Origin of the sequence: Chryseobacterium wanjuense, assembly GCF_900111495.1 — a bacterium.
GTDB lineage: Bacteria > Bacteroidota > Bacteroidia > Flavobacteriales > Weeksellaceae > Chryseobacterium > Chryseobacterium wanjuense.
Map to the genome: position 1 here is coordinate 383,633 of NZ_FOIU01000002.1, position 18,097 is coordinate 401,729.

Consider the following 18,097-nt stretch of genomic DNA (forward strand, 5'->3'; position numbering starts at 1 on the left):
GTACCAATAAATGAATAGAAACAACTACTTCCTTTTTTTATTAATCCTATTGTTGTGCCTTCCACAGCATTTTACTTCCCAAACATATCAACTCTCTGGAAATCCGGTAAATACAACTGGATGGACTATGGTTTCTCCCACGGTAGTTAATACCGATTTTGTCCAGCTTACTCCTGATACGAATAACCAATCCGGATCTATCAGACTGAATGATCCTATCAACTTAAAATACTGTGATAAGTGGAAAGTGGAATTTGATTTCAGAATGGATTCTAACCAAACCGCTAATGGAGATGGTATTGCCTTCTGGTATCTTGCCAATCCGCCGGTAGCCAGTGTATTAGGTTCCGGCCTTGGAGTATCTCAGAATGCAGTGGGCCTGGTTGTAGGATTTGATACTTATAACAACACGACTACAGCTGTAATGAGCAAGGTACATGTTGGCTACGGATTGATTCAAAATACAACAGACACTAATAATGTAGAGTTTTTCAACGTACCCGGAAGTTCTTTCCACTCACCGGATATGAATACAACACTGCCTTTTCAGGGAGCGACCTTCAAACACGTTGAAGTAACATCTCAGGTAGATCCTGCCGCTCCGGCCAACTGGATTATAAAAATTATGATTGATGGCAATGTAATCTGTAATCAATCGTTTGCACCATCAGGTGCTGCTGCATCAATGACGGTGGGATATTTCGGATTTTCTGCTTCTACAGGAGGAAACAGGTCGAGACATTCTATTAAAAACGTAAAAGTTTATGTAGATAAAGTAGCGATCAACACGCCGACAGTAACGGATACTTTCTGCCCTAATCCTACAACAGGACAAGGAACAGTAAACTTAACTTCGTATCAGAATCAATTTGTAGCTAACCCGAGCAATTATACATTCTCTTACAGTGTTTCAGGTACACCGATTACCAACCCTACAAACTATCAGTTCAGTGCAAGCACTACAGTTTCTGTATTGATTAGAGATAATTCCGGAGTTCTTTGCGATAATCCTGACGGGAAGATCCAATTAAACCTTTCACCATTTACGGCAACACCGGCGACGCTTACCGCATGTAACAATAATAATGTAGGATCGGCAACATATAATTTAACACTTGCCAATGTAGGTGAACCGTCTGGTTCGACTAAGGTATATTATAAAACAATGGCGGATCTGAATGCGGGAACTAACCCAATTACCAATTTTATGAATTATGTGTCTCCAGCAGGAACCGTTTATGTAAAAGTAACAACTCCTCTTGGATGTACGGGCTCTGCACCAATTACTTTGGCATATTTCCCACAAATTCCTACAACTGATGCTGCTTTAGAATCTTGCTTTATTGAAAGTGCACCTAATACAGCTTCATTTGATTTAACACAAGCTAATGTAACATCTGCACAATCAATTACTAAAGTATATTATAAAACTTTAGCTGACGCTTTAGCAGGAACCAATCCTATTGGACCAACAACAAATTACATTACGACAACGGGGGTGGTTTATGTAAAAATCACAAATGTTGCGGGATGTTTTATGATTGCTAAAATTAATCTGAAAGTTTTAGAGCCAGTTTATTCTACTATATTAAAAGATAAAACAATCTGTATCGACTCAAGAACCACTCTTGATGCGGGACCTGGCTTCGACAGTTATTTGTGGAGCACTGGAGACACAACGCAATCGATTCAGGGAGTTCCGGTAGGGCTTTACTGGGTACAGCTGAAAACAGGAAAATGTACAGCCAGACAGATTGTAAAAGTAAATCCGGCACCACAACCTGTGATTTCTACTATTGATATTACCAATAACACGATTACGGTAAATGTAAACGGAGGAAAAGCTCCATATCAATACTCTCTGGACGGAATCAACTGGCAGGATTCTAATGTGTTCACCGGTCTTCAGAGAGGTGAAGTGGTGGTGTATGTAAGAGATTCTTACAATTGTGAGCCGATTCATGTACAAATCACTGTACCGAATCTGATCAATGCCATCACACCAAACGGAGACAATTTAAATGACGTAATTGATTATTCAGCTTTAGCGTACAAAAAAAATCTGGTTTTCACCATCTATGACAGATACGGAAACAAGCTGTATGAAGCAAACAAATTGCGAAACTATAAGTGGGATGGAACTGCCGGAGGCAAAAAAGTAGTGACCGGAACCTACTGGTACACCATCACATGGAACGAAAATGACAAAAACAATACGCAAACAACCTACAACGGCTGGGTATTGGTAAAAAATAGGGAATAATTTCACCCCAAAGATCACTTCAATTATGAAGTGATCTTTTTTTATTCAATTAATACTTTAATAGATATTTTTAAATTAAAATTATTGCTTTAATTATATTTTTTAATTTTTATTATTTAATTAATAAAACTAACCACCCATTTAACAAATAATAATCAAAAAATACATAAAATTCAATATCTTTACAAACTAATGAACTCAACCAATTTGCTTCAGATGAAAAAAAATTTACTCTATTGTCTTTTTATTATTTTCGTCTCTGTATCCGGAAGATTATCCTCCCAGACCTATCAGCTCGCAGGGAATCCGGTGAACACAACCGGATGGGATCTTGTATCTAGTGCGACAGTGAGCGGAGATTTTATACAGCTTACCCAGGATATTGGAAATCAGTACGGAGCTATAAAGCTTTCGACTCCTATTAACCTTAAATATTGTGACAAATGGAAAGTGGAATTCGATTTCAGGATCGATGGAAACGGAACCACGCAATTCGGAAGAGGTGACGGATTTACATTCTGGTACCTTGCCAATCCGCCAACAGGCTTTGTTTCCGGAGGAGGATTAGGAATTCCTGCAAATGCTAACGGATTGATGGTTGGTTTTGATATTTTTAACAATACCACAGAGGGACAAATGAGTAAAATCCACCTTTTGTACGGAACTAACAATTTGCCAGTTGGAAACAATAATATCGAGTATAATAATACTCCGGGAAGCACCTTTCACTCACCAGACCTGAATCCTACCCAGCCGTTTGTAGGCCCGACTTACAAGCACGTTGAAGTAAACGGAGAAACTGATCTTACAAACCCGGCCAACTGGATCATAAAAATCCGACTTGATGGCGTTCTGATTGTGGATCAGTCTTTTGCACCTTCAGGCGGAGCAATCGGTATGACGACGGGATACTTTGGATTTTCTGCAGCAACAGGAGGAGCCAGTGCAAGACATTCTATTAAAAATGCTAAAATTTATATTGATAAAGTTCCGATTTTAACAAATACTGTTACGCCTTTTGTCTGTGTAAATCCGGCAACAGGAAACGGAACTGTGGATTTAACATCTTTTCAAAATCAGTTTGTAACCAATCCGGCTAATTATATCTTTAGTTATTTTGGTCCCGGCGGAACACCTATTACCAATCCTTCAAATTATCAATATTCAGGTCCGGTAAATATTTCGGTAGTTGTACAGGATCCTTCATCCACATTATGTGATAACGGGGACGGGCAAATTGTATTAAACCCAACTCCTTTTGAAGCCACTGATGCAACGCTCACAGGATGTAACAACAATAATGCAGGAGGCGCAATATTTGATCTCACCACAGCTGCCGTCTCGACAGTTCCGGGCGTTACCAAACAGTTCTACAACACCATGTACGACCTGAATAATAATCTTAATCAGATAACAAACCCTACAGCATATCTTTCACCAGCAGCGACACTTTATTGCAAAGTAACTACACCGCAAGGCTGTACGGATGCAGCGGCAGTAACCCTTGCTTTATATCCGGAAGTTACGGTGCAGGAAGCAACTTTAAGGTCATGTTCTATTGAAAGTAATCCGTCAATGGCTTCATTCAACCTTACTTTGGCAGCAGTAACTACACAATCCGCGACTAAAAAATATTATCCGTCGGCAACTGATGCTGCAAACGGAACCAATGAAATATTGAATCCGACGACCTACATTTCTCCAAACGGAGTCGTTTATATTAAGGTGACCAATGCTAATGGTTGTTATGCCATCGCAAAAGTTAATTTAATTGTAATTGCACAAGTATTTTCAAATGTTTTACAAGACAAGATCATTTGTATCGAGGATAAAACAACTCTGGATGCAGGACCAGGATTTACAAGTTATGAATGGAGCACCGGAGCAACCACTCAGGCCATTAATAATGTAACGGTTGGGACATATTGGGTAAAATTAAAAACCGGAGAATGTGTTGCTACACAAACGGTAAAAGTTTATCCTTCCGAACAACCTGTAATAACGAATGTTGATATTTCAAATACGACAGTTACGGTATATGTAACGGGAGGAACTGCGCCATATCAATACTCAATGGATGGCATTAACTGGCAGGTTTCAAATGAATTTAAAAATGTTCCGAGGGGAGATGCTAAAATTTATGTGAAAGATGCTTATGACTGTGAACCGATTGATATTTCTATTGTAGTTCCGAATTTAATTAATGTCATTACTCCAAACGGAGACGGAATCAACGACGTGATTGATTATTCTGCGTTGGCAGGGAAGCAAAATCTTGTATTTAATGTATTTGACAGATACGGTGCAAAAATTCATCAGGCTGACAAATCCAACAAATACAGATGGGACGGAACCGTAGCAGGAAGAAAAGTTCCTACAGGAAACTATTGGTACTCTGTTTCGTGGAATGAAAATGATAAGAAAAACACGCCAATCAAATATTCCGGCTGGATTCTTGTTAAAAATCGAGACTAAAGATCAATTCCCATCCTATATAGAAAAGAACACTCCAAAAAATATTCGGAGTGTTCTTTTTTTGTGATCAATAAAGCATTTATGATCTGAGTCATAAACTTCAAAAAAGTAAAATTTTCTGATATTTATTCTATTCATTAAACAAATTTAACAAATCAATACATAAAACTATAAAACAACTGGTCATTAATCAATGAAAATTAATTATATTTACAAAGTCTAAAACTAATAAACTCTCGTATATGGAAAAAAAACTACCCTTTTTATTTTTCATCTTATTATTCTGTCTGCCTAAGCAGCTTTTCTCCCAAACTTATCAGCTCGCCGGAAATCCCGTAAACACTACAGGATGGACGATGGTAGGCCCTACTGTGGTAAGTGGAGATTTCGTGCAGCTTACCCCGGACGTGAATGATAATTCCGGATCTATCCGACTCAATGAGCCAATCAACCTAAAGTATTGCGACAAATGGAGGATAGAATTTGACTTCAGAATGGATTCCAGCCAGACTTATAATGGTGATGGTATTGCGTTCTGGTATTTAGCTAATCCACCGGTTGCCAGCGTATTAGGCTCCGGGATCGGAGTTTCACAGAATGCAATCGGTTTCATCGTAGGCTTCGATACTTACAACAATGCTACGGGAAGCACGGGTATGAGTAAAGTACACGTTGCTTACGGGCAGGTGCAAAACACAACCGATACCAACAATGTGGAATTCTTCAATATTCCGGGAAGTTCTTTTCACTCTCCGGACCTTAATTCAACGTTACCGTTCCAGGGATCGGCTTATAAACACGTTGAAGTGACTGCAGAAGTAGATCCTGCTGCCCCTGCGAACTGGATTGTAAAAATTACCATTAATGGTACAGTAATCTGTAATCAGTCTTTTGCACCTTCCGGTGCTGCAGCTGCAATGACAGTAGGATATTTCGGGTTTTCAGCGTCTACAGGTGGTGCAAGATCAAGACATTCAATTAAAAACGTAAAAGTTTTTGTTGATAAAATTCCTTTGCTAGAAAGTGCGATTACAAAATCGATCTGTCCGGACTTGGCGGGTATGTCAACGGTTGATTTAACGACATTCAACTCTCAGCTTACGGCTACTCCAAGTAATTATAATTTCACTTATTATATTACAGGAAGCGGAACTCCGATTGCCAATCCAACAAATTTCCAGTATAATTCGGATACCAATATTTCTGTAGTGATTAAAGATCCTTCGTCGGTATTATGTGACAATAATGATGCAACGATCACATTAAAAGTTGCTCCAACAGTTACCGCCACAGACGCTTCTTTACGAACTTGTTTTATTGAAACCAAGCCTTCAACAGGTTTATTCAATCTTACGACAGCACCGGTAATAGGTACATCTACGGGTATTACTAAAACTTATTTCCCATCACTAACAGATGCTCAGAATGGAACCAACCCTATCGCAAATCCAAACAACTATATTGCTCCGAACGGAGTGGTGTATATTAAAGTAACAAACTCTTTCGGCTGTTACGACATCGCAAAAGTTACGTTGGAGGTGATTCCACCGGTTTTCTCAAAAATTTTAGAAGATAAAATTATTTGTATTGAAGACAAAACAACACTGGATGCAGGACCAGGATTTACTGGCTATGAATGGAGCACTGGTGCCACTACTCAAACCATCAATGATGTGGGAGTAGGGACATATTGGGTGAAATTGAAATCAGGAGAATGTGTGGCCACACAAACGGTAAAAGTGTACGCTTCGGAACAACCTGTCATTTCAAGCATTGATATTTCCAGCACTACAGTTACCGTTTACGCAGTGGGCGGAACAGCACCTTACCAATATTCACTGGATGGTATCAACTGGCAGGATTCTAATGAATTCAAAAATGTTGCAAGAGGAGATACTAAAATTTATGTAAAAGATGCTTATGACTGCGAACCTATCGACTTTACAATCGTAGTTCCGAATTTGATTAACGTAATTACTCCAAACGGAGACGGAATCAACGACGGTATCGATTACTCGGCATTGGCAGGCAAGCAAAATCTTGTTTTCAATGTATTTGACAGATATGGAGCACAGATTCACCGTGCAGACAAATCAACGAAATACAGATGGGATGGAACAGTAGGCGGAAGAAAAGTTCCGACAGGAAGCTACTGGTATTCTGTTTCATGGAACGAAAATGACAAGAAAAACACCCCTATCAAATATTCAGGATGGGTGTTGGTGAAAAACAGAGATTAATAAAAACATCATTCTATTATAAAGACCGCTTCATTTTTTTGGAGCGGTCTTTTTTTGGTCCTAATTTAGAATGAGATATTTCGTTTTAAACTAATTTAATTCACATTCAATTCTTAAATTTGTCATATGAATTATTTAGAGGCTTTAAGCAGAAGATATTCTGTGAAAAAATTTAATAAAGAAATCATCCCTCAAGAAAAACTTTTCAATATTCTTGAATCAGGGAAGTTATCTGCAAGCTCTCTGGGTCTTCAGCCTTATAAAATTCTGGTCGTGGAAAGTGAGGAAATGAAGCAAAAATTAATTCCCGCTTTTTACAATCCGTCACAGATTTCCACCTGTTCTCATCTCATTGTTATTATTTCAAAAAAAACACTTGACGAGAACTATGTCAACGGATATTTCAGGCATATTTCCGAGGTCAGGGAAACTCCTCTGGAAAAACTTGAACTTTTCAGAAACAGCATCAATCAACATATCAGTCAAAAAACGCAAGATGAAATTTTCAATTGGGCAGAAAAACAATCCTATATAGTTCTGGCGAATCTCATGTATGCTGCAGCGATAGAAAATGTAGACTCATGCCCGATGGAAGGTTTCCGACAGGAGCTTATCGAAGAAATTCTAGATGTAAACCCTGAAACCGAAAAAGTAACCGTTACCCTTGCTTTGGGCTACCGATCGGAAGAAGATTATTTCCAGCATATGAAAAAAGTAAGAAAACCAAACGAAAAATTGTTTAAATTTATTTAATTGTTTAGACGATTGACCTAAAGTAAGTATAATGATAAAAGCGGATGTATTAGTAATTGGTTCCGGTATTTCGGGACTTTCTTACGCCATTAAGGTTTCTGAGCAGCTTCCTGATGCCAAAATAATCATCGTAACAAAATCTGATGAAGACGAAAGCAATACCAAATATGCACAAGGTGGTCTTGCCGTAGTTACAGATTCTAAAAATGATAATTTCGACAAACATATCGAAGACACCATGCGTGCCGGAGACGGCGAAAACAAACGTGATATCGTAAAAATGGTGGTAACCGAAGCTCCCAAAAGATTCAAAGAAATTGTAGAATGGGGCGCAAATTTTGACATGAAAAATGGAGAATTTGCACTGGGAAGAGAAGGCGGACATACCGAAAACAGAATTGTACATCACAAAGATATCACCGGGTTTGAGATAGAAAGAGCTTTATTGGAAACCGCAAAAAACAGTCCGAATATTGAAATTCTTGATCATCATTATGTAATCGATATCATTACACAGCACCACGTTCCGGGAAAAGAGCTGAACGAAGGTGACATCCATTGCTATGGAGCGTATATCTTAGATGAAAAATCCAAGAAAATTAAAAAAATTACTTCTAAAATAACATTGGTAGCAACAGGCGGAGCAGGTCACGTTTATAAAAATACCACCAACCCAACGATTGCAACAGGCGACGGAATCGCTTTTGTGGCAAGAGCAAAAGGAAAAGTTTCCAATATGCAGTATTACCAGTTTCATCCGACGGCTTTGTACAGCAAGATGGATGGAATGTTATTCTTAATTTCAGAAGCTGTTCGCGGAGACGGGGCAAAATTAAGAACAAAAAGAGGCGAAAAATTCATGCATAAATATGATGAACGGGAAGAGCTGGCCTCCAGAGACATCGTTGCAAGAGCCATTGATGCAGAAATGAAAATCACCGGGGATGAATATGTAGGACTAGACTGCCGCGAAATGAATCATGACAAATTCCTTGAACATTTCCCGAATATCTATAAAAAATGCAAAGATGAAGGGATTGACCCTTTCACACAGCTAATTCCCGTTGTTCCGGCTTGTCATTATTTAATGGGCGGCATTGAAGTGGACAGCGACGGGCAGTCTTCCATCAGAAACCTTTTCGGAGTGGGCGAATGCACCAATTCCGGGCTTCACGGAGCAAACAGACTGGCATCAAATTCCTTATTGGAAGGCCTCGTTTTCGGGCATAATGCTGCCATGAAAACCGTTGATTTATTAAATGAAAATAATTTTAATTTCGACGACTTGAAAGCAGTTCCGGAATGGGACGAAGAAGGAATGAAAATCATGGACGAGATGGTGATTGTCTCTTATTTAAGGAAACAGCTTCAGGAAATGATGAGTGATCTTGTGGGAATTGTAAGAAGCAACCGCCGTTTGAACATGGCTTTACAAAAACACCAGGAAATCGCCGCCGCCGTGGATGAGATTTACCACTACTCTATTCTTTCGCCACAGCTATCGGAATTAAGGAATTTAACAACCGTTGCCCACCTCATCATTACACAATCTATGGAAATGACTGAGAATAAGGGGGCGTTTTATAATAAAGATTTAGCTTAAAAAGCATACAAAATGAAAAGACCAGCATACGTTACAGATAAAGTTTTAAAACAATTCATCAAAAACGCTTTAGAAGAAGACATCCAGGATGGCGACCATTCTACGCTTTCTACGATTCCGAAAGATCTGGTGCAGAGTGCTAAACTGTTGGTAAAACAAAACTGTATCCTTGCCGGCGTGGAATTGGCAGAAATTATCTTTAAAACTTTTGATAAAAACTTAAAAGTTGAAACTTTCGTAAAAGACGGTGATGCCGTAAAAGTTGGTGATGTAGCTTTTATCGTAACCGGAAGTGCGCGATCTATCCTCTCAACAGAAAGGCTTGTTCTGAACTGCATGCAGAGAATGAGCGGAATTGCGACGCTCACCCACGACTGGGATTCCAGATTGATCGGAACTAAAACGAAGCTTTTAGATACCAGAAAAACCACTCCGAATTTTAGAGTTTGTGAAAAATGGGCGGTAGCAATCGGCGGCGGAACCAACCACAGATATGGACTTTACGACATGATCATGCTGAAAGACAACCACATCGACTACAACGGAAGCATCACCAATGCTGTGAAAATGGCTAAAGATTATATTAAAAAGAACAAAAAGAAATTAAAAATAGAGGTTGAAACGAGAAACCTTGAAGAAGTTCAGGAAGCCATCAAAGCAAAAGTCGACAGGATTATGCTTGATAATATGGATGTTAAAACAATGAAGCAAGCCGTAAAGATGATCAATGGGATTTGTGAAACCGAAGCATCCGGCGGAATAACCCGTGAACAGCTGAAAGAAATCGCTTCTACAGGTGTTACCTACATCTCTGCGGGTGCATTGACGCACTCTGCCGAGAATATGGATTTGAGTCTCAAAGCCGTGAAATAGCGTTGAATTTTTAACAAAAATAGCCTTGATTTGTTAAAAATTCAATAATATGATTTTTTTCATACAGAAATTCAATTTTTATTTATAAAATTGAAAATCAACACTTTAAACCTTATTAAGATTCGTTAAAAATTAACATACAGTTAATATTAGTTAAATTTTATTTCCCGATTTTTGCATAAAATTTAAATCTAACTATTACTAACGATTATGAAATTAATCAACAAATCAATGCTAACTGCGATAATTACCTTATCTACAGCTAGCGTTTATTATGCTCAACAAGTTCAGGATACGGCATCGAAATCTAAAGACATTGAAGAGGTAGTATTAACAGGTGTTGCAGATATCGCTAAAGATAGAAAGACTCCTGTTGCAGTTTCAACAATTAAAGAAGCACAAATTGTTGAAAGATTAGGAAACCAGGAGTTTCCTGAAATTTTGAACACTACACCATCCGTTTATGCAACGAAGGCAGGAGGTGGTTTTGGTGACTCAAAAATCAATATCCGTGGTTTCGCTCAGGAAAACATTGCCGTAATGGTAAATGGTGTTCCTGTAAATGACATGGAAAACGGTGCAGTTTATTGGTCAAACTGGTCTGGACTTTCTGATGTAACATCTGCAATGCAGGTACAAAGAGGTCTTGGTTCTTCAAAATTAGCAATTGCTTCTGTAGGTGGTACAATTAACGTATTAACAAGAGCCGCTGATAAAAAACAAGGTGGTATTGTATCTTTAGGATTAGGTAATGATGATTATTTTAAAACTTTATTCGCTTACAATACAGGTAAGTCTGCAAAAGGATGGTCTTCTTCATTCTTAATGAGCAGAACTGCAGGATCAATGTATGCAGATGGAACTCAATTCGAAGGATATAACTATTATTTCGCATTGGGATACCAACCTAATAAAAAACACGATTTACAGTTTACTATAACAGGGGCTCCACAATGGCACAACCAAAGATCCTCATATAGCACAATCCAAAACTATATCAGATACAACGAAGATCAGGACGGAACTCCAGACAGAAGATATAACCCGGACTGGGGATGGAGAAATGGAGAAGTTTTATCAAACAGAGTAAACTACTACCACAAACCGGTAATGTCATTAAACTGGGATTGGAATATCAGTTCAAAATCTAAATTAAACTCTGTAGTATATGCTTCTTTTGGTAGAGGTGGTGGAACAGGGGATGTTGGTAGAGTTGGAAACAAATTTGTATCAGGCTATGTAGACGTAAACGGACAAGTAGATTACGATGCAATTTTTGCTGCGAATAGTGCTGTAAATGTAAACTCAGCTGCTGCAGGAAGTACTTTGGTAAGAAGATCTTCAATCAACTCTCACAACTGGTTTGGTGCAATTGTTAGTTTTAATCACAAAATCAACGATAATTTAAACTTCACAATTGGTACGGATGACAGATATTATTATGGTTATCACTATCAGGTAATTTCTGATCTATATGGAGCTTCCGGATATAAGGATATTACAAATAAAAACTTCTATACAGCTCCAGGTAATTTATATACAGTAACTCCAAGAGTTGTTTCTAATGTTTTTGCACCTAATCCTAACTGGAATCCTTTTGGTGGAAAATTGAACAATCAGGATGATATGATTGCTTACAATAATGATGGAGAAGTTTTATGGTACGGAGGTTTTGGTCAGTTGGAATATACTAATGATAAATTATCAGCATTCGTTTCAGGAGCTCTTTCTAATCAGTCATTCCAAAGAATTGACCACTTCATCATTGATGGTGTTACATTATTAAATGGACAACAAGCTGGCTTCATCAATACAGCCGGAGGTACTGTAGCTCAACCTACAGCAACAAATCCTGTATTGAACGAAAAAACAGGTTTCAAGGATATTTTAGGATATAACGTTAAAGCTGGTGCTAACTATAACATTAATGATCACCACAACGTTTTCGCAAATATTGGATACTACTCTAAACAGCCTTTTTTAAATGCGGTTTATCCAAACAACAAAAACTACCTTAACCCGAATTTAACTAACGAGAAAATTTTTGGAATCGAGGCTGGATACGGATTCAGATCCGGAATTTTCACAGCAAATGTTAACCTTTACAGAACTGAGTGGAAAGACAGATTCTTAAGAAGAGGTAACCTAACAGTTACTTATCCTGATCCTACTAACCCTAGTACAAACATTACAACAAATACGGCTTATGCAAACCTTCAGGGAATTACAGAAATTCACCAGGGGGTAGAAGTTGAAGCAACTGCAAATGTTCACAAAATGATCAGTGTATATGGTATGTTGTCAGTTGGTGACTGGTATTACAAAGGAAACGCTCAAGGAAATATCTTCTCTGAAACTAACGAACAAATCGGCGCTGATTCACAAACTCTATATTTAGATAAAGTAAAAGTAGGTGGTGCCGCTCAAACCTCTGCAGCAGTAGGATTTACATTCAAGCCAACAGATTGGTTCTCATTTGACGGAACATATAGAGGAATTAAAAATCTTTATGCTAACCTAAACCTTCTTAACTTTACGAATCAAGCTTCAGCAGATAGAGGTGCTTTAGAATTACCATCTTACGGATTAGTTGATTTAGGAATTTCATTTAAAATTAAGTTAAACAATCCTAAACAGTTCTTTACAATCAGAGGTAATGTTTACAACGTGTTAGACAAAACTTATATCGCTGAATCTAACACAAACATCCACGCAAACCTTACAAAATCTGAATACGCAGCTGTTAACCCAACCCTAACTCCGGCTCAAGTTGATACAAATTATGCAACTTACCAAGCAGCAGGAAACTGGAATGGTGTAAGCCAGCAAAACCAGGTTTACTTCGGTTACGGTAGAACATGGTCTGCAACATTATCATTCAACTTCTAATAAAAACATTAGATTTTATAAATATCAATCCCGGCTTTTCGCCGGGATTTTTGCTATATTTGTGAACTAGAAAATAGAAAAAATAGAATTATGGATTTTTACAACATTTTGCTTAATGCTCACAAAGGATTTGGTTATTTAGAAATTCTTTTAGTGACATTATTTGTTATTGCGCTTTTGGCTACCATGTTCGGATACAGTGGTAAAGTGAATAATTTCTTAAAGAAAACTACACTTTTCACAATGATCTTCTTCCATGTTCAGTTTTTATTGGGAGTCGTTATGTTGATCATTAATTTCTCGAAAGGGATGGATATGGGTTCAATAATGAAAAATGCAGACTTAAGATTTCAATATGTAGAACATCCATTTTCAATGTTGATCGCGGCTGTTTTAATGACCATCATCAACAAAAAAGTAAAAACCAATCCTACCATTTCTTTAGGAATTGTAATTATGGGATTAATTGCAGTAGGTTTATTCGCATTCGCGTTCCCGTGGGCCAGAGTCTTCGGGGCATAAATATATTAACTTAAACAATTTTAATTAAATCAATGAAAGTAGCTGTAGTAGGTTCAACAGGAATGGTTGGACAAGTTATGCTGAAAGTTCTGGAAGAAAGGAACTTCCCTATCACCGAGTTAATTCCGGTAGCATCGGAAAGATCTATTGGTAAGAAGGTGAAGTATAAACAGGAAGAATTTACGATTGTAAGCATGAAAGACGCTATAGCTGCCAAACCGGATATTGCCATTTTTTCAGCTGGTGGTGGTACTTCTCTTGAGTTTGCTCCGCTTTTTGCTGAAGTAGGAACAACCGTAATCGACAATTCATCGGCATGGAGAATGGATCCAAGCAAGAAATTAGTCGTTCCGGAAATCAATGCGGATGTTTTAACAAAAGAAGACAAGATCATTGCAAATCCGAACTGTTCAACGATTCAATTAGTAATGGTTTTAGGGCCTTTAAACAAAAAATATGATCTGAAAAGAGTAATCGTTTCTACTTACCAATCCGTAACTGGAACCGGTAAAGCAGCGGTTGACCAATTAAATTCAGAGATCACGGGAGACGATTCTATTGCAAAAGTTTATCCTTATCAAATCTTCAAAAATGCATTGCCGCACTGCGACGTTTTTGCGGATGATGATTATACGAAAGAAGAAATTAAATTAATGAAAGAGCCTAAGAAAATTTTAGGTGATGATACATTTAATTTAACAGCCACTGCAGTAAGAGTTCCCGTACAGGGAGGGCATTCTGAAAGTGTAAACATCGAGTTTGAAAACGAATTCGACCTTGATGAAGTAAGAAAAATCTTATCAGAAACTCCGGGAGTTGTGGTGATGGACAACGTAAAAAACAACGAATATCCAATGCCGCTGTACTCAGAAGGGAAGGACGAAGTTTTCGTCGGAAGGATAAGACGAGATCTTTCACAGCCGAAGACCCTGAATCTTTGGATTGTGGCAGACAATCTGCGAAAAGGAGCCGCTACCAATGCCGTACAGATCGCAGAATACATCGTAGCAAATAACTTAGTGTAAACTAACAAAAATAAAAAGAGTCTCAGAATTGAGATTCTTTTTTTTATCAAACCTATGAACCTTCAAAAGAATAAAATTAAAGATAAATTGGGCTTTCAAAAGCTTATTGCCGTTTTTGGTATTATCCTTTTCATCGGAAAAATTGTTGCGTGGAAGCTCACCAACTCCGATGCCGTTTTCTCTGATGCTATGGAAAGTATTGTGAATGTGATTAGCGCATTCATGGGGCTTTACTCATTACATCTAGCTTCAAAACCGAAAGACGAAGACCACCCGTACGGACACGGAAAGGTAGAATTTGTCACTTCGGGAATCGAAGGCGCCCTGATCGCCATCGCAGGATTGATGATCATTTATGAAGGTGTAAACAGCTTAATTACTGGCAAAGTTTTAAATAAGCTTGACATCGGAATCTGGATCATTGCTGCCACTGCGATTATTAATTATTTGCTGGGGTATATTTCCATTAAAAAAGGGGAACATGAAAATTCATTAGTTCTGATTTCATCAGGAAAGCATCTGCAATCCGACACGATTACTACGCTGGGAGTGGTGATAAGTTTGGTGGTGGTTTATTTTACAAAAATTTATTGGCTGGATTCTGTCGTAGCTTTGATTTTTGGAGTGTATATCATATTTGTCGGCTACAAGATCGTTCGTAAATCTTTAAGTGGTATTATGGATGAGCAGGATCCTGAATTATTAAATCAAATTATTAAAGTTCTGGAAGAAAACCGCCGAACGGAATGGATTGACGTTCACAATATGAAAATCCAGCAGTTTGGAGCTTCTCTGCACATCGATGCCCACATCACTCTGCCTTGGTATTACAGCCTTCGCGATGCCCATAATGAAATGGAAAAAATGATCGTTCTTTTAGCAAAAAATACCAGAAGAAGTGTGGAGTTTAACTTTCATATGGATGACTGCAAGCCGATTTCCTGCGCGGTCTGCCAGATTAAAGACTGCCCTGTCCGGGAAAAAGATTTTGTAAAACGTATTAAATGGACTCCGGAAAATGCAACCCGGGTGCAGAAGCATACTGTCGATTAATTTAAGTTTAAAATGGTCTTCATTAATAAAAGAATCGTGTTATTTGTGAAAATATTAGTGGAATTCGTGTTTAAATAAAACAAAATAAGAAAATCCTTCGACTGCTTCGCGCTCAGGATGACATCGCTAATACTACCAGTTTTTAAACATAATTCAATCACTGTCTGTCAGTCTGAGCTCGTCGAAGACTATATTTTCAAAAAACTCACCTGTTAAGCCTGTTTATTCATCTGCTTTCTATAATAAAACATCGGAATAATCAACAGCAAAATCAAAGGCTGAATCACAAATCTTCTCATATAAAAAGAAAATAAATATCCAATTTCGAATTGATCATAAATACAATACAGATAAATCGGAAAAGTGATGGCAAAAATGATCGTAATTAAGACGGCTCCCTGAATCGTCCATTCCTTATTTTTAAACCAGAAATAAATAATCAGGCACGAAAAAAATAAATTTAAAATAAATCTGAAAAGGTAATTGAGTATCAATTTTCCCCATTCGAAAGAAGGGAACGCCAATTTTTTATCAGCTTCGTGAAAATAAGTAAGAAAAGGATCATAGAAAATCCGGTCTTCAAGTGCTCTTACACCGATAAGCCCAAAAATCCCGATGATGACTAAAAACCAGCTAAGAATTTTCATGTTTTAAAGCAAAAAATTTAATCCAGATCAGCCAAAGAAGAACCACAGTTCCGTAGATTATCGCCGGAAAAATAAAATCGTGCGAAATCTTCCCGTATTGCTTGTAGTCGGTCATTACGATATTTAAGCCTACAATTCTCAGCAAATTCATAATGTAAAGCAAAACAAGCCCCGCCAATACAAATAAAAACGTTTTTGAGCCTTTATAAAAAGCAAAAACAAACGCCACAAAAAGAATCATCACGGAAACAGCATTACAGCCTTCCACCATTCTCGTTGCGTAGCCGGTTTTCACATAAAAAAACACTTGTTCCCCCTTCACATCATTGTAAAGCTGGGTAGGAAAGCTCAAAGAATTCTGGATATGACGCACCTGCTCGGCGATCATTCTCGAAAAAGGATCCAGACCAGTATTCTGAAAACTGTTCAGGTAAAACTGGTAAGCAAAAAGCAACACCAGGTAAACGATGATGAAGCGCAATAAAATGCTTAAAACTGGTTTAAAATCCTTTAGCATAATGCAAATATAAAAATTAGACGGTAAATTACTATATTTGTTTCGTCTATGAATTCTGAAAACGCCAAACAATTTTTTGAAAATTATTCAGATAAAAAACCTTCTGAGTTTATTATTTTAGCTCAAAGCGGTTCTGCGAGGGTAAATTTTTTAGCCAAAACTGACAACGAAGAGTATATTATTACCTACAATGAAAATGTTCGGGAGAACGAAAGTTTTTTATATTATTCTAAAATTTTCACAGATTTAGACCTCAACACCCCCAAAATTTTCAAAATCTCCGATGACAGAAAAATGTACATCCAGGAATTTTTGGGAAAACAAACACTTTCAGAGGTGATTTCAAAAGAAGGCTTATCCGAAAATGTAAAATCTTTGGTAAAACAGACATTAGAAAAACTTTATCAATTACAGATAACGACCCAAGGCAAAATAGATTTCACCAAAACTTTTGAATATGAAAATTATGATGAACTGCCTGTAACGCATGATTTGTACTATTTTAAAAATTTCGTGGCAGATGTATTGGAACTGGAATATCATAAATCCACCCTTCTGAAGGAATTTAAGCACATCGTCAACCTCATCGAAAATCTTGAACCCAAAGGATTGATGATTCGCGATTTTCAGGCAAGAAACATTATGGTAAACGAAAAAAATGAAGTTTCATTTATCGATTATCAATCTGCAATGAAGGGGCCGTTGATCTATGACGTGATTTCTTTTCTGTTTCAGGCTAAAGCTAATTTCCCTGAAGATTTTAAAAACGAAATGCTTGATTTTTATATCAATCTATTTGAAAATAAAGACATTCAGCTTCAACTAAAAAATTCGGTTAAGCCAATTCAGCTAATGCGATTTTTGCAGGTTTTGGGAGCTTACGGATTCCGGGGATTGATTCAAAGGAAACAACATTTTATTGCAAGCATCAATAAAGGAATTGAAAATATTACAGAATTTGCCCAAAATTGGGACCATATGAAACAGTATCCAGAGTTGGAAAACGTAATCCGGCAATTGAGTTTGGAGAAAACGAAGTTGAAAATTGAGGAGATTTTGAATAACTAAAGTCTTCGACAAGCTCAGACTGACACGGTTGAATTTTGCTTTATTGGGCTTATTTAATAAAGAAAAGTCTGGTATTAGCGCCCTGTCATCCTGAGCGCGAAGCAGTCGAAGGATCTTTTTAAACAAAAAAAAATAAACTATGCTGAGATTCCTACGGAATGACAAAGCG

The 18,097-nt window shown here is 37.6% G+C and carries 13 protein-coding genes; 11 read left to right on the plus strand and 2 right to left on the minus strand.

All coding sequences use genetic code 11. The features are described 5' to 3' along the window. Positions 1 to 10 precede the first annotated feature (10 nt). The 10 genes from BMX24_RS13480 (at position 11) to BMX24_RS13525 (ending at position 15,696) form a co-directional block, all read left to right on the plus strand. On the plus strand, positions 11 to 2,263 hold the full coding sequence (locus BMX24_RS13480) for a T9SS type B sorting domain-containing protein (RefSeq protein ID WP_089793543.1): 2,253 nt from the start codon (positions 11 to 13) through the stop codon (positions 2,261 to 2,263). Between the two features lie 216 nt (positions 2,264 to 2,479). Next, a complete protein-coding gene (locus BMX24_RS13485; protein ID WP_089794691.1) occupies positions 2,480 to 4,738 on the plus strand; it encodes a T9SS type B sorting domain-containing protein in 2,259 nt (752 codons plus the stop codon). Positions 4,739 to 4,980: 242 nt separating this feature from the next. Next, positions 4,981 to 6,978: a T9SS type B sorting domain-containing protein gene (locus BMX24_RS13490; RefSeq protein WP_089793545.1), complete on the plus strand. Its 1,998-nt coding sequence runs from the start codon at positions 4,981 to 4,983 to the stop codon at positions 6,976 to 6,978. Positions 6,979 to 7,104: 126 nt separating this feature from the next. After that, complete coding sequence (locus BMX24_RS13495; RefSeq protein WP_089793547.1) at positions 7,105 to 7,731, plus strand: NAD(P)H-dependent oxidoreductase; 627 nt, start codon at positions 7,105 to 7,107, stop codon at positions 7,729 to 7,731. Between the two features lie 31 nt (positions 7,732 to 7,762). Continuing rightward, positions 7,763 to 9,334: an L-aspartate oxidase gene (nadB, locus tag BMX24_RS13500; protein WP_089793549.1), complete on the plus strand. Its 1,572-nt coding sequence runs from the start codon at positions 7,763 to 7,765 to the stop codon at positions 9,332 to 9,334. A gap of 12 nt (positions 9,335 to 9,346) precedes the next feature. Next, on the plus strand, positions 9,347 to 10,207 hold the full coding sequence (gene nadC, locus BMX24_RS13505; protein ID WP_089793551.1) for a carboxylating nicotinate-nucleotide diphosphorylase: 861 nt from the start codon (positions 9,347 to 9,349) through the stop codon (positions 10,205 to 10,207). A gap of 210 nt (positions 10,208 to 10,417) precedes the next feature. Then, positions 10,418 to 13,096: a TonB-dependent receptor gene (locus BMX24_RS13510; RefSeq protein ID WP_089793553.1), complete on the plus strand. Its 2,679-nt coding sequence runs from the start codon at positions 10,418 to 10,420 to the stop codon at positions 13,094 to 13,096. A gap of 90 nt (positions 13,097 to 13,186) precedes the next feature. Continuing rightward, positions 13,187 to 13,618, plus strand: a complete 432-nt coding sequence (locus BMX24_RS13515; protein ID WP_089793555.1) for a hypothetical protein — start codon at positions 13,187 to 13,189, stop codon at positions 13,616 to 13,618. Positions 13,619 to 13,650: 32 nt separating this feature from the next. After that, entirely contained in the window at positions 13,651 to 14,643 is a 993-nt protein-coding gene (locus tag BMX24_RS13520; protein ID WP_089793557.1) for an aspartate-semialdehyde dehydrogenase, read from the plus strand. 54 nt (positions 14,644 to 14,697) lie between these two features. Next, a complete protein-coding gene (locus tag BMX24_RS13525; protein ID WP_089793559.1) occupies positions 14,698 to 15,696 on the plus strand; it encodes a cation diffusion facilitator family transporter in 999 nt (332 codons plus the stop codon). Positions 15,697 to 15,908: 212 nt separating this feature from the next. On the opposite strand, the gene BMX24_RS13530 is transcribed toward BMX24_RS13525, so the two are convergent. Together BMX24_RS13530 and xrtF are read right to left on the minus strand one after the other, a co-directional pair. Beyond that, on the minus strand, positions 15,909 to 16,343 hold the full coding sequence (locus BMX24_RS13530; protein ID WP_089793561.1) for an exosortase F system-associated membrane protein: 435 nt from the start codon (positions 16,341 to 16,343) through the stop codon (positions 15,909 to 15,911). Beyond that, the gene (gene xrtF, locus BMX24_RS13535) at positions 16,330 to 16,860 is read right to left on the minus strand and encodes an exosortase family protein XrtF (RefSeq protein ID WP_089793563.1); all 531 of its coding nucleotides are present in this window, start codon (positions 16,858 to 16,860) and stop codon (positions 16,330 to 16,332) included. The genes BMX24_RS13530 and xrtF overlap by 14 nt, the downstream gene beginning before the upstream one ends. Positions 16,861 to 16,908: 48 nt before the next feature. On the opposite strand from xrtF, the gene BMX24_RS13540 reads away from it, so the two are divergent. Continuing rightward, on the plus strand, positions 16,909 to 17,928 hold the full coding sequence (locus tag BMX24_RS13540; RefSeq protein WP_089793565.1) for an aminoglycoside phosphotransferase family protein: 1,020 nt from the start codon (positions 16,909 to 16,911) through the stop codon (positions 17,926 to 17,928). The last annotated feature ends 169 nt before the right edge of the window (positions 17,929 to 18,097 follow it).